The organism is Tropicimonas sp. IMCC34011, assembly GCF_003390865.1.
Lineage (GTDB): Bacteria > Pseudomonadota > Alphaproteobacteria > Rhodobacterales > Rhodobacteraceae > Tropicimonas_B.
In genome coordinates, this window is the sequence record NZ_QMEJ01000004.1 from 459,836 (window position 1) to 473,039 (window position 13,204).

Sequence of the window (13,204 nt, forward strand, 5' to 3'; positions counted from 1 at the left end):
CTTACTCTTGAACGAGGTTGAGGTCGCCGAGGATGGACGGGTCGATCTCGGCCTCGCTCTCCTCGACATCGGCGCCGGCCACGGCATCGGCAACGTATTGCTGCACGGCGTTCTGCTCGACCTGCGCGGCCAGCTCGGCGCGGACATCGTCGATCGCCGGAGCATCCTGCATCCGGGTCTCGTTCAGCTTGACCACGTGCCAGCCGAACTGGGTCTGGACGGGATCGGAGATGTCGCCCTCTTCCATGCCGGTCACGGCTTCCTCGAATTCGGGGACCATCATGCCGGGGCCGAACCAGCCGAGCTCGCCGCCGGACGGGCCGGAGGGCCCGGTGCTGCGCTCTTGGGCGAGGGTGGCGAAATCGGCGCCCTCCTCGAGTTCGGTCTTCAGCGCCTGCGCCTCTTCCTCGGTCTCGACGAGGATATGCGACGCGTTCCACTCGCGGGTGGGCTCGGCATCGGAGTACTGCGCGTCGTAGGCCTCCTGAATCGCCTCGTCCGTTACGGCGTCTTCCGCCACGGAGAGAAGGACCTCGCCGGCCATCAGGGCGCTGCGCTGGTTGGCAAGGGTCAGCTCGGTCAGACGGGACGGCTCGTCGGCCTCCTGGCTGAGAACGGTCTGCTGCACGAGCTGGTCGAGGACGCCCTGAAACAGCACCTCGGGCGGGAGCTGCTGGTACTGCTGCGGCAGGGTGGAGCGGGCGACGATCATGTTGCCCACGGTGATCTCGGTGCCATTGACGGTGGCGACGACGGTATCCGCCGTCACGTCGCCGCCGGTGGAGGCGCCTTCGGCGGTCTCGTCCTGAGCGGCGGCGGGCATCGCCAGGGCCAGCGTGAGCAATCCGGCCGTCCAGGGTGCTGTGATGACTCGCGTCATGTGGTCTCCTTCCCTGCCGCGATCGTGCGCGGCGTTGACACTGATGGGGGCGGACCTTACATCGCCCTTGCCTCGGCAGGGGCCGGTGCCGCCGTTTCGTCCGCTACTTAGGGCCGCGCGTAGAGGCGGGCAACCGTCCCGCCGACCAGAAGCACAGGCGGGAGCGCACATGATGGGTATCGGCTCGATCGCGAAGAAGGTTTTCGGCACGGCCAATGACCGCAAGGTCAAGGCGTCGCGGCCTATCATCGCGAAGATCAACGATCTGGAGCCCGAGTTCGAGGCCCTGTCCGACGAGGACCTCAAGGCCCGCACCGGAGCCCTTGCAGAGCGCGCTCGCAACGGCGAAAGCCTCGATGACCTTCTCCCCGAAGCCTTCGCCAACTGCCGGGAGGCGGGCAAGCGGGCCCTCGGCCTCCGCGCGTTCGACGTGCAGCTCCTCGGCGGCCTCTTCATGCACCAGGGTAACATTGCCGAGATGAAGACGGGCGAGGGCAAGACGCTCGTCGCCACCTTCCCGGCCTACCTGAACGCTCTGAGCGGCAAGGGCGTCCACATCGTCACGGTGAACGACTACCTTGCGAAGCGCGATGCGGAGTGGATGAGCAAGGTCTACGGCATGCTCGGCCTGACGACTGGCGTCGTCTATCCCCAGCAGCCCGAAGAGGAAAAGCGGCAGGCCTATGCCGCGGACATCACCTACGCCACGAACAACGAGCTCGGCTTCGACTACCTCCGGGACAACATGAAGTCCGAGCTGAAGGACATGGCGCAGCGCGGGCACAACTTCGCCATCGTGGACGAGGTCGACTCCATCCTGATCGACGAGGCCCGCACGCCGCTGATCATCTCCGGTCCCTCCCAGGACCGCTCGGACCTCTACCGCTCGGTGGACCAGATCGTCCCGGAGCTGACGGACGAGCACTTCACCCTCGACGAGAAGACGCGGAACGTCACCTTCACCGACGAGGGCAACGAGTTCCTGGAACAGCGGCTCCTCGCCGCCGGGATCCTGCCGGAAGGCCAGAGCCTCTACGATCCCGAAAGCACCACCGTCGTCCACCACGTCAACCAGGGTCTGAAGGCGCACAAGCTGTTCCAGCGGGACAAGGACTACATCGTCCGCGATGGCGACATCGTGCTGATCGACGAGTTCACCGGCCGCATGATGGCCGGCCGGCGCCTGTCCGACGGCCTGCACCAGGCGATCGAGGCCAAGGAAGGCGTGGAGATCAAGCCCGAGAACGTGACCCTCGCCTCGGTCACCTTCCAGAACTACTTCCGCCTCTACGACAAGCTCGGCGGCATGACCGGCACCGCGCTCACCGAGGCCGACGAATTCGCCGAGATCTACAAGCTCGGTGTGGTCGAGGTTCCGACGAACCGGCCGATCGCCCGGGAGGACGAACACGACGCGGTCTACCGCACGGCGGGTGAGAAATACGCCGCCGTGGTCCAGACCATCAAGGAAGCCTACGAGCGGCGCCAGCCGGTCCTCGTCGGCACCACCTCCATCGAGAAATCGGAAATGCTTTCCGAGATGCTCAAGAAGGAGGACATCCGCCACAACGTCCTGAATGCCCGGCAGCATGAGCAGGAGGCGCAGATCGTCGCCGATGCCGGCAAGCTCGGCGCAGTGACCATCGCCACCAACATGGCCGGCCGCGGCACGGACATCCAGCTCGGCGGCAACGTCGACATGAAGGTGCTCGAAGCGCTCGCGGACGATCCCCAGGCTGATCCCGAAGAGGTCCGCGCCCGGATCGAGGCCCAGCATCGCGGCGAGAAGGACAAGGTGCTGGAAGCGGGCGGCCTCTTCGTCCTCGCCACCGAGCGCCACGAAAGCCGTCGGATCGACAACCAGCTTCGCGGCCGCTCGGGCCGTCAGGGCGACCCTGGACGCTCCTCCTTCTTCCTCTCCCTCGAGGACGACCTGATGCGGATCTTCGGCTCCGAGCGACTGGACAAGGTCCTGTCCACGCTCGGAATGAAGGAGGGCGAGGCCATCGTTCACCCCTGGGTGAACAAGAGCCTCGAGCGCGCCCAGGCGAAGGTCGAGGGCCGCAACTTCGATATCCGCAAGCAGCTCCTCAAGTTCGACGACGTGATGAACGATCAGCGCAAGGTGATCTTCAGCCAGCGTCGCGAGATCATGGAATCGGCCGACCTCGCGGAGATCGTGGGCGACATGCGCCACCAGGTCATCGACGACCTCGTGGCGGAGCACATGCCGCCCAAATCCTACGCCGACCAGTGGGATACCGACGGCCTCGAAGCTCAGGCGAAGGAGCTTCTGGGCCTCGATGTGCCCATCAGCGCCTGGGCCGCCGAGGAAGGCGTGGCGGACGAGGACATCCGCGATCGCCTCGACGAGGCGTCCGACAAGATGATGGCGGAAAAGGCCGAGATCTTCGGTCAGGACACCATGCGCTCCATCGAGAAGCAGATCCTGCTCCAGACCATCGATGCGAAGTGGCGCGAGCACCTTCTGACGCTGGAACATTTGCGGTCGGTCGTCGGCTTCCGTGGCTACGCGCAGCGCGATCCGCTGAACGAGTACAAGACCGAGGGTTTCCAGCTCTTCGAATCCATGCTCGACTCGCTGCGGACGGACGTCACGAAGAAGCTCGCCCATATCCGGCCGATCTCGCAGGAGGAGCAGCAGGACATGCTCCGCCAGATGGTCGCCCAGCAACGTGCGAAACGGGAGGAGGCCGCCCCGGCCGAGACCCGCGCCGAAGCGGAAGCCGAGGCCGCGCCCGGCACCGTCGCCGCGGGCGCGGAGCCCCGTCCCGCCGAGACGACGGCGAAAGCCGGTTTCGACGAGACCGACAGCTCGACCTGGGGCAACCCGTCCCGGAACGACCCCTGCCCCTGCGGGTCGGGCGAGAAGTTCAAGCATTGCCACGGGCGCCTAGCTTAACTATTGAAAACAATGGCTTAGCATTTTCTTGCTAAGCCATTTTTGTTATGCGAATGTTAGTCAAAGCGTGATTTTGGCATGGATGTTAGGCATTTGTCAGGCCCTGTTGCGCAAAGGCGGATGTAGGATTCATCTCGTGAATCCAGCGTGGTAGCTTGCTCGGTATGAGCAGACCTTTCCCGCCGAGCTACAAAACCAAGAACTGGCCGTCCTACAGTAAGCCGGTGAAGGCGCCACTGGTTCGAGCCCACCGGCGTACGCGCTGAAGCAGCGGGGTTCGCTGACGATCTGGTTTGATCCGGATATGATCTGGGTGCCGCCGCCCACAGGCAAGCAAGGCCGTCAGCCGCAGTATAGCGACACCGCGATCCAGACCTGCCCGACGATGAAGGTGCTGTTCGGCATGCCGCTCCGGCAGACAACAGGTTTCGTCGAGAGCCTTTTGCGTCTGATCGGTCTCGACTGGAGCGTGCCGAATTTCAGCACGCTCAGTATGCGCCAGAAGACCATGGCCGTGGGCATTCCCTACCGTGGCTCGCAGGCCCCACTGAACCTGCTGATCGACAGCACAGGCATCAAGGCGGAAGGCGAAGGCGAAGGCGAGTGGCACGCGCGCAAACATGGTGGTGCCAAACGCCGCCTGTGGCGCAAGATCCACATCGGCATCGACGAGCACACGCTGGAGATCCGAGCCATCGAAGTCACCGGTAGCAATGTCGGCGATGCGCCGATGCTTCCCGAGTTGCTGGATCAGATCCCGGCGGGACGTCGAAATTGGATCGGTCACCGCCGACGGCGCCTATGACACCCGCAAGTGCCATGAAGCCGTCGCCAACCGCGGTGCCGATGCTGTTATACCACCCCGCAAGAACGCCAAGCCCTGGAAGCCCTCGACCGCAGGCGCATTGCGCGGAACGAGGCGCTGCTCGCATCGAAATACCTCGGTCCCGCCATCTGGCGAAAGTGGAGTGGATACCACCGCCGAAGCCGTGCCGAAACGAAGATGCCTTGCGTGAAGCTGCTGGGGCAGCAGCCTCATGGCGCGCGACCTTGATCGCCAAGTCGCAGAACTCCAAGTCCGCGCCGCCGTGTTGAACGGCTACACCGCGCTCGGAATACCTGTCACCGAGCCCAAGGGATAAGTGCGTCCTGGGAAAGGGGAGTGCGGGCGTCACGTCCTTTGCGCAACAAAGCCTTGGTGACGTACGCTACGAAGGTGACAAATACCTCGCGTTCACGCGCTGGTGGACGGAGCGCGTGCGAACGAACAAACGGCGCGGCGAGTTTCTGTTCGCGGAACCGCGGCGCACAGCGTCTGTAAGCGTTGTACACAGCGAGGACGAGGCAGCAGCAGCTGTGGGTAGCGAGGACACTGTCCTGATAGCTGTTAACCTTAACACACCAGCGCAAGCTCTTGGACGCAGGCATCGACATGATCTTGCGGAAACAGATGGGTGGGCTGAAGCGTGGGCGGTAAGTGCGCAACCCCAAGTTCAGCCAGGCGCGCTACAGGCTGGGTAAGGCTGTAAAGGCACCGGCGCTGAAGAAGGCGTTCGCCGTGTACGACATACGCAACACCGCTGCTGCTAAGGGACGAAAAATCTCGAACTGGTACGTGGCGAAGCTGGCAAGGCTGGACTATTGTCAGCGAGAGCGGGCTGATGAGGTGCCGCTGGATGAAGTAGAGCAGCGGCGTGTTGTAAGTGCCATCGTTGCACGGCACGTCAAGGACGCTAACAAAATGATTAATAACGCTACTGTCGGTATTTTCCCATAGGCAGCAACGCAGAGAACTAGAACTTATACGATAAAGAACATTACGGAAATTTATATGAAGTATCGTAGCGAGATTGATGGACTGCGCGCGATTGCGGTTGTTCCAGTAATCTTGTTCCATGCAGGCTATGAAGTTTTTAGTGGTGGTTTTGTAGGTGTTGATGTCTTCTTCGTGATAAGTGGTTACCTTATCACTACTATCATCATAAATGAAATGGACGAGGGCAAATTTAGCTTGCTCAGCTTCTACGAGCGGCGCGCTCGGCGCATTCTGCCTGCGCTCTTCTTCGTTGTGTTGTGCTGTATCCCCGCAGCTTGCCTCCTTCTGTTGCCAAGCGACATGGAGGACTTTGCACAAAGCCTCGTGGCTGTAGCAACGTTTTCTTCTAACATACTATTTTGGCGTGAGAGCGGCTACTTTGCGACTGCCGCTGAGTTAAAGCCATTGCTGCATACCTGGAGTTTAGCTGTTGAGGAGCAGTTTTATATTCTGTTTCCACTATTTTTGATGACAGCATGGCGCTATGGTAACCGCGCTATCGTTTGGGCACTTATTTTTATATTCTTTGTGAGCTTGATGACGGCGCACTGGGGCGCATATAACGAGCCAAGTGCTACATTCTATCTCTTGCCAACACGTGCATGGGAGTTGCTGATAGGTTCGCTTGCTGCATTTTACTTGCAGAAACGTTCTGGCGGTACACCACACAGGCTGAATAGCACACTGTCCGCTATCGGTTTGACTGCAATATGCTACAGTATATTTGCGTTTGACGAAGCTACTCCGTTTCCAAGCCTGTATGCCCTCGTGCCATCTGTCGGCACAGGTTTGGTTATCCTGTTTACAACTAAGGGCACTTTAACGCACACGTTGCTGTCACTCAGAGTTTTTGTTGGCGTTGGGACTATCTCTTACAGCCTGTATCTTTGGCACCAACCCTTGTTCGCATTTTGGCGGCAATACAACGTCTTCGAGCCAACGCATGAGCAGATGCTTTTACTTTCGCTGCTCTGTTTGCCGCTTGCCTACTTTACCTACCGCTTCGTGGAGTCACCATTTCGAGGAAGAACGGGTTGTTTAAGCAGGAAGGGTGTGTTTGGCACTTCTAGCATTTCTATTCTTACATTAATTTTAGCCGGATTTGCTGGACACTTCTCAGCTGGGTTTCCTTCTCGCTTAAGTGTCGATGACAGGGCGTTGATGAACTTGGCAGCGCCAAGTCCACTGCGTGATGATTGCCATTTTGGAAGTAAAGATTACTTTTCCGCATCTGAATCGTGCCGATACTTTGAGAACCCCGGAGCCAGTTGGGCGGTTTATGGTAATAGCCACGGAGTTGAACTTGCCTATGGCATTGCACAGCTCTTGGAGAATCGGGGCGAAGGCGTATGGCATTTCACCATAAGTGGTTGCTCCGCAAGTTTCGATTCCAGCGATGTTAGCTACTGTGACGATTTCTTTCGAAGCAGGTTAGAGTACATAACGCAAACAGAGGATATCGAAAACATTATCCTTGCCTTTCGCTCAGAGACATCGGGCTTGGATGCAGCTGAATCCATGATTCAGCTTGCAAATCATCTGCACCGCTTAGATAAAAATGTATACTTGATTCTGCAAGCTCCCACACTGCCTAACGACATAAATGCATTTATCAGGAGGGCTATTGTGTCTGGCAATACTTTGGGTTCAATCGCGTCCAAGTCTCGGGATGTTTGGAAGGCGGAGTATGGCGATGTATTAAGTTCTCTTAGCCTATTAGAGGAAGGAATAACTATTGTTGATTTGGCTGATGTTTTTTGCGATCATGAATTATGTTACGCTATAAGAAATGGCATACCGCTATACTTTGATGATGATCACATGTCAGTAGCGGCTGCGCAATTGGCTGCGGTGCATATTTTTAAGCAAATCGAATGACAGCCAGCTTCCTCTGAAAGCATAATATGTGAGTAAGTCGAAGGAGACTATTATGGCGCTACTAAACGCACTGACGCTGACGCAATATCAAACTGAGACACACAATCGCCAACACTATCTCGTCGTCGCAAAATGGTTGATAAGATTTCAGAACAAATCAAGTACGCTACTGACACCACCTTTCAGCCAACAAAGTTGATTTGGCACAAGGATGCTGAAGGCAGGGAACACGCGTTACTGTGCCGAAGCGAGTGCGGCGCTGGTGGACGGTGAAAGCTGACGGGACTGTGCTGCTGACGTGCGTTACGGCAGCAAGGCATTGGAGCTAGCAAAGGGTAAGAATGCTATTGTGGTAAACAGCGAAGGAAAACTGCCAACTGTGCTGAAGCTTTTCGTTGAAGCTGTGGAGGCGGGCGAGTTTGATAAGCTGCTAGATGAGCAGGTGAGCTGCGGGAAGCAGGCTGTCGATAAGAAAGTGATTTAGGGTCAGATACTTGCTTGTAAGGAATTTGTCAGGCAGCGTGTTTTTTTAACGTTAACCTGTTGTAAACGAAGCGGAAAAAATATCCGTTTGATTTCAAGCATTGCCTCGGCCAGCTGGTCTGAACGGCACCCTGCGCGCGTCAGGCGCCAAATGACCTGACGCGCGTCAAGATCCTGCCGCCTTTCATGCCCATCTGTCTGGCTCGAACCGCCATGCGGACGAGGAGGCACGATATGACACAGGCCCGAACCACGTTCATCGCCGCGACCGCGCTCGCCCTGTCCATGGGCGTCGCGAACGAGGCGCGCGCGGGCTGGTCCGACTGGTCGTTTCCGAATGTGTTCGGCGCGGGGCCGGCGGAAGCATCGGCGCCGGAAGATGGCGGAATCGCCCTGCCCTCGGAGCCGCGGACGGCCTCCCTTCCCGACGCGCCCGAGCCGGACCTGCTGAGCCTGCGCCTGTCGGCGTCGACCACCAATATGGCCGTGACGGATCCGGGTGCGGATCTCAACGATTACGGGCTGGACTGCGAAGCTGCGTTGGCCCTCGCGCCGGGCGACGGGAACACCGTGTCCCTGTCAATCTCCGCGCCCTGCTATCCCAATTCGGCCGCCAGCATCGAGCATGACGGCCTCGCCTTTTCCGTGCGGCTGGACGAGGCGGGCGAGCTCGACCTCGCAGTTCCCGCCCTGTCGCAGGACGCCTCATTCGCCCTCATGCTTCCCGATGGCGCCCGCACGACCTCGCGGATCGCACTCGAGACCCCCGGCCCCGCCCGCATCGCGCTCCAGTCGGGAAGCGAGATCGACCTGCGGTCCGGAGATGACGGGCAGAGCGTCATCCGTCTGGGCGATGCTAGCATCCCCGGCGGCGCCCTCCTTCAGGTGTTCACCTACTCCGAACAGGATGCGCCCGCGGTCACCATCGATGCGGAGATCACGCTTGCAAGCTGTGGCCGCCGGCTCAGCGCTCTCGCAGCTCTGAAGGATAACGGTGCAGACGCAGCAGAGCCTGCCCGCGTGACGCTGACCATGCCCGGCTGCGATGCGGTGGGCGATCTGCTCGTCATGCCTGTCCCCGCGCCGGTGACGGACGCGGCGGAGCGCGAGGTCGCCGAGGCCGGCTGACCCTCAGAGGTAGCTCTCCGCCCGGAAGCTCAGCTCCCGCTCCTTTCCGACGATGATATGGTCATGCAGCACGAGACCGAGGGCCCGGGCTGCATCGTCGATGGCGGCCGTCATCTGGATATCCGCGGAGGAGGGGGTCGGATCGCCAGAGGGGTGATTGTGGACGAGTATGAAAGCACTCGCATTCAGCTCGAGCGCCCGTTTCACGACCTCCCGTGGATAGACCGGAACGTGATCCACCGTCCCCTCGGCCTGCTCCTCGTCGGCGATCAGGACGTTCTTGCGGTCGAGGTAGAGCACGCGGAACTGCTCCGTCTCCCGGTGCGCCATGGCGGTGTGACAGTAATCGATCAGCTCGGTCCAGCCCGACAGGATCGGCCGCTGCATGACCTTCGAGCGCGCCATGCGGTGGGCGGCGGCTTCTATGATCTTGAAGTCCGTCACGATGGCGTCCCCCACCCCGTCCACCGCCCGCAGCCGCTGTGCGGGCGCGGAGAGGACGCGGTTGAAGTCTCCGAACGTGTCAAGCAGGCGCCGGGCGAGGGGTTTCACGTCCTGCCGGGGGATGGTGCGAAAAAGCAGCAGCTCCAGCAGTTCGTAATCCGGCATCGCCGCCGCACCGCCCGACAGGAACCGGTCCCGCAGCCGCTTGCGATGCCCCTTGATGTAGGAGGGAGGTCCGCCGCGCGGGGACCAGTCGTTCTGCACGGGCGCGTCTGACCTGACCTCCCGGCGTCGGGGGGCACCCTGGGCGGATGCGCCCCGGAACAGGCCGGGGGACAGCTCTCTGAAGAGGTGTAGCGCGTTCATGGCACCCTTGTGCCAGCGCGGTGGTAAACGCCCGATTAAAGTGAACCGGGCGTCTACAGACTGATCCGCAGGATCAGCCCTTCATGCCATCCCAGAAGCTTCGCACCTTGCGGAAGAAGTTGGACGAGTTGGGGTTGTTCGCCTCCTCGCCGATCTTCTCGAACTCCCGCAGAAGCTCCTTCTGGCGCGACGTGAGGCTGACGGGCGTCTCGACGGACAGCTCGATGAACATGTCACCCGTTCCGGCACCGCGCAGGGCCGGCATCCCCTTGGAGCGCAGGCGCATCTGCCGCCCGGACTGGCTGCCGGCCGGGACCTTCACGCGCGAGCGTCCTCCGTCGATCGTCGGCACCTCTATGTCGCCGCCGAGGGCCGCCGTGGTGACGGAGACCGGAACGCTGCAATAGAGATGTGCTCCATCGCGTTGGAAGAGGTCATGCTCCGCCACGTCGATGAAGATGTAGAGATCGCCGGTCGGGCCGCCTCGCAGCCCCGCCTCCCCCTCTCCGGCGAGCCGGATGCGGGTGCCGGTCTCGACGCCCGCGGGAATGTTCACGGACAGCGACCGGTTCTTCTCGATCCGGCCCGCGCCACCGCATTCATTACAGGGGTTCTTGACGATCTGGCCCACGCCGGAACAGGTCGGGCAGACGCGCTCCACGGTGAAGAAGCCCTGCTGCGCGCGCACCTTGCCCATGCCGGAGCAGGTCGGGCAGGTGACGGGCTCGGCGCCGCCTTCGGCCCCGGTGCCCCCGCAGGAGCCGCAGGCCACCGCGGTCGGAACCTGGATCTGCTTCTGGGAGCCGGTGAACGCGTCCTCGAGCGGGATCTGCAGATTGTAGCGCAGGTCGGAGCCACGCGCCGCGCGCTGCCGTCCGCCGGCGCCGCCACGCCCGCCCATGAAATCGCCGAAGAGATCATCGAACACGTCGGAGAAGGCGGAGGCGAAGTCGCCCTGCTGCCCGAAGCCGCCGCGCGCGCCGCCGGGGCGCCCGCCGCCCATGCCACCTTCGAAGGCGGCGTGACCGAAGCGATCATAGGCCGCCTTGCGTTCGGGATCCTTCAGCGCGTCGTAGGCCTCGTTCACTTCCTTGAACTGGGCCTCGGCATCGGGATTGTCGGAGTTGCGGTCGGGGTGAAGCTCCTTCGCCTTGCGGCGATAGGCTTTCTTGAGTTCATCGGCATCGGCACCGCGGGCAACGCCGAGAACTTCATAGAAATCGCGTTTGGCCATCGGCATGTACCTTGTCACACGAAAAAGACGAGGACCGGCCCGGGATCGGGCCGGTCCAGAGAAAGGTCAGGACGGACCGGCGCTCACGAGTTGCGCTTGTCTTCGCCCAGATCCTCGAAGTCGGCGTCGACGATGTCCTCGTCCACGTTGCGGGGGTTTTCCTCCCCGTCGGACGAATCATCGCCGCCGCCCGCCTTTTCCTGCTCGGACTTGTAGATCGCCTCGCCGAGCTTCATCGCGGCCTCGGTCAGGTTCTGGATGCCGGACTTGATCTTGCCGACGTCCTCGCTCTGAAGGGCCTCCTCGAGAGGTTGCATCGCCAGTTCAATCGCCTCGACGGTGGACTGGTCGACCTTGTCGCCATGCTCCTCAAGGGACTTCTTCGTGGAGTGCACGAGGCTCTCGCCCTGGTTCTTCGTCTCGACGAGTTCGCGGCGGCCCTTGTCGGCTTCGGCGTTCTCCTCGGCCTCCTTGACCATGTTCTGGATCTCGTCGTCGGAGAGACCGCCGGACGCCTGGATCGTGATCTTCTGCTCGCGGCCGGTGCCCTTGTCCTTGGCCGACACCGAGACGATGCCGTTGGCGTCGATGTCGAAGGTCACCTCGATCTGCGGCATGCCGCGCGGCGCGGGCGGGATGTCCTCAAGATTGAACTGGCCGAGCATCTTGTTGTCCGCAGCCATCTCGCGCTCGCCCTGGAAGACCCGGATCGTCACGGCGCCCTGGTTGTCCTCGGCGGTCGAGAAGACCTGGCTCTTCTTGGTCGGGATCGTGGTGTTGCGATCGATCAGCCGGGTGAACACGCCGCCCAGGGTCTCGATGCCCAAGGAAAGCGGGGTCACGTCGAGCAGGACCACGTCCTTCACGTCACCCTGCAGGACACCGGCCTGGATCGCCGCACCGAGCGCCACGACCTCGTCGGGGTTCACGCCCTTGTGGGGCTCCTTGCCGAAGAACTTCGTCACTTCCTCGACGACGCGGGGCATCCGCGTCATGCCGCCGACGAGGACGACCTCGTCGATCTCGCCGGTGGACATGCCGGCATCCTTGAGCGCCGCCTTGCAGGGCCCGATGGAGGCCTTGATCAGATCGCCCACGAGGCTCTCCAGCTTCGCACGCGTCAGTTTCATGACCATGTGAAGCGGCTGGCCGCCCTTGGGGTCCATCGAGATGAACGGCTGGTTGATCTCGGTCTGCTGGCTGGAGGACAGCTCGATCTTGGCCTTTTCCGCGGCTTCCTTGAGCCGCTGGAGGGCCATCTTGTCCTTCGTCAGGTCGACGCCGTTCTCTTTCCTGAACTCGTCGGCGAGGTAGTTGACGATCTTCATGTCGAAGTCTTCGCCGCCGAGGAACGTGTCCCCGTTGGTGGACTTCACCTCGAAGAGGCCGTCGTCGATCTCGAGGATCGTGATGTCGAAGGTACCGCCGCCGAGGTCATAGACCGCGATCGTCTTGGATTCCTTCTTGTCGAGACCGTAGGCCAGCGCGGCCGCCGTCGGCTCGTTGATGATGCGCAGGACCTCGAGGCCGGCGATCTTGCCCGCGTCCTTCGTCGCCTGACGCTGCTGGTCGTTGAAGTAGGCCGGGACGGTGATGACGGCCTGGGTCACTTCCTCGCCGAGATAGGACTCGGCGGTCTCCTTCATCTTCTGCAGGATGAAGGCACTGATCTGGCTGGGGGAATAGCGCTCGCCGCGGGATTCGACCCACGCGTCGCCGTTACCGCCGTCGACCACGTCGTACGGCAGGTTCTTCTTGTCCTTCGCGATATCCTCGTCGTCGAAACGACGCCCGATCAGGCGCTTGACGGCGAAGATCGTGTTGGTCGGGTTGGTCACGGCCTGCCGCTTCGCGGATTGGCCGACCAGACGCTCTTCCTCGGTGAAGGCGACGATGGACGGGGTCGTCCGTGCGCCTTCGACGTTTTCCACGACCTTGGGCTGCGCACCGTCCATGATGGCGATGCAGCTGTTGGTGGTCCCCAGGTCGATCCCGATGACTTTGGCCATGTATTTCTACCTCTTCTCTTCGGCGATTTCGTGGGCGCGGGCC

The 13,204-nt window shown here is 61.4% G+C and carries 9 protein-coding genes and 1 pseudogene; 6 read left to right on the top strand and 4 right to left on the bottom strand.

Annotated features, from left to right (window positions below):
• Position 1: 1 nt before the first annotated feature.
• Complete coding sequence (locus DQG15_RS14190; protein WP_116086218.1) at positions 2-880, bottom strand: peptidylprolyl isomerase; 879 nt, start codon at positions 878-880, stop codon at positions 2-4.
• 169 nt (positions 881-1,049) lie between these two features.
• Between DQG15_RS14190 and secA the strand changes: the two genes are divergently transcribed.
• The 6 genes and pseudogenes from secA (at position 1,050) to DQG15_RS14210 (ending at position 9,108) form a co-directional block, all read left to right on the top strand.
• Positions 1,050-3,803 (top strand): preprotein translocase subunit SecA, encoded by a 2,754-nt coding sequence (gene secA / locus DQG15_RS14195; protein WP_116086220.1) that lies wholly within the window; start codon positions 1,050-1,052, stop codon positions 3,801-3,803.
• A 164-nt stretch (positions 3,804-3,967) separates the two neighbouring features.
• Positions 3,968-4,945: pseudogene (locus DQG15_RS14200) on the top strand (IS5 family transposase).
• A 335-nt stretch (positions 4,946-5,280) separates the two neighbouring features.
• Complete coding sequence (locus DQG15_RS18235; protein WP_157969004.1) at positions 5,281-5,580, top strand: hypothetical protein; 300 nt, start codon at positions 5,281-5,283, stop codon at positions 5,578-5,580.
• A gap of 54 nt (positions 5,581-5,634) precedes the next feature.
• The gene (locus DQG15_RS14205) at positions 5,635-7,497 is read left to right on the top strand and encodes an acyltransferase family protein (protein WP_116086222.1); all 1,863 of its coding nucleotides are present in this window, start codon (positions 5,635-5,637) and stop codon (positions 7,495-7,497) included.
• Between the two features lie 298 nt (positions 7,498-7,795).
• On the top strand, positions 7,796-7,981 hold the full coding sequence (locus DQG15_RS18240) for a hypothetical protein (RefSeq protein WP_157969005.1): 186 nt from the start codon (positions 7,796-7,798) through the stop codon (positions 7,979-7,981).
• 233 nt (positions 7,982-8,214) lie between these two features.
• Positions 8,215-9,108 (top strand): hypothetical protein, encoded by an 894-nt coding sequence (locus tag DQG15_RS14210; protein WP_116086224.1) that lies wholly within the window; start codon positions 8,215-8,217, stop codon positions 9,106-9,108.
• A gap of 3 nt (positions 9,109-9,111) precedes the next feature.
• Here DQG15_RS14210 and radC read toward each other — a convergent pair whose 3' ends face one another.
• From radC to dnaK, 3 genes are all read right to left on the bottom strand, one after another.
• Positions 9,112-9,918, bottom strand: a complete 807-nt coding sequence (gene radC, locus DQG15_RS14215; RefSeq protein WP_116086226.1) for a DNA repair protein RadC — start codon at positions 9,916-9,918, stop codon at positions 9,112-9,114.
• 73 nt (positions 9,919-9,991) lie between these two features.
• On the bottom strand, positions 9,992-11,152 hold the full coding sequence (dnaJ, locus tag DQG15_RS14220; protein WP_116086390.1) for a molecular chaperone DnaJ: 1,161 nt from the start codon (positions 11,150-11,152) through the stop codon (positions 9,992-9,994).
• An 83-nt stretch (positions 11,153-11,235) separates the two neighbouring features.
• Positions 11,236-13,161, bottom strand: a complete 1,926-nt coding sequence (gene dnaK, locus DQG15_RS14225; protein ID WP_116086228.1) for a molecular chaperone DnaK — start codon at positions 13,159-13,161, stop codon at positions 11,236-11,238.
• Positions 13,162-13,204 lie beyond the last annotated feature (43 nt).

Bases quoted from the DNA above. Each gene is read 5' to 3' on its own strand.
- DQG15_RS14190 (WP_116086218.1), bottom strand. From the start codon at position 880: ATGACGCGAGTCATCACAGCACCCTGGACGGCCGGATTGCTCACGCTG.
- secA (WP_116086220.1), top strand. From the start codon at position 1,050: ATGATGGGTATCGGCTCGATCGCGAAGAAGGTTTTCGGCACGGCCAAT.
- DQG15_RS14205 (WP_116086222.1), top strand. From the start codon at position 5,635: ATGAAGTATCGTAGCGAGATTGATGGACTGCGCGCGATTGCGGTTGTT.
- DQG15_RS14210 (WP_116086224.1), top strand. From the start codon at position 8,215: ATGACACAGGCCCGAACCACGTTCATCGCCGCGACCGCGCTCGCCCTG.
- radC (WP_116086226.1), bottom strand. From the start codon at position 9,918: ATGAACGCGCTACACCTCTTCAGAGAGCTGTCCCCCGGCCTGTTCCGG.
- dnaJ (WP_116086390.1), bottom strand. From the start codon at position 11,152: ATGGCCAAACGCGATTTCTATGAAGTTCTCGGCGTTGCCCGCGGTGCC.
- dnaK (WP_116086228.1), bottom strand. From the start codon at position 13,161: ATGGCCAAAGTCATCGGGATCGACCTGGGGACCACCAACAGCTGCATC.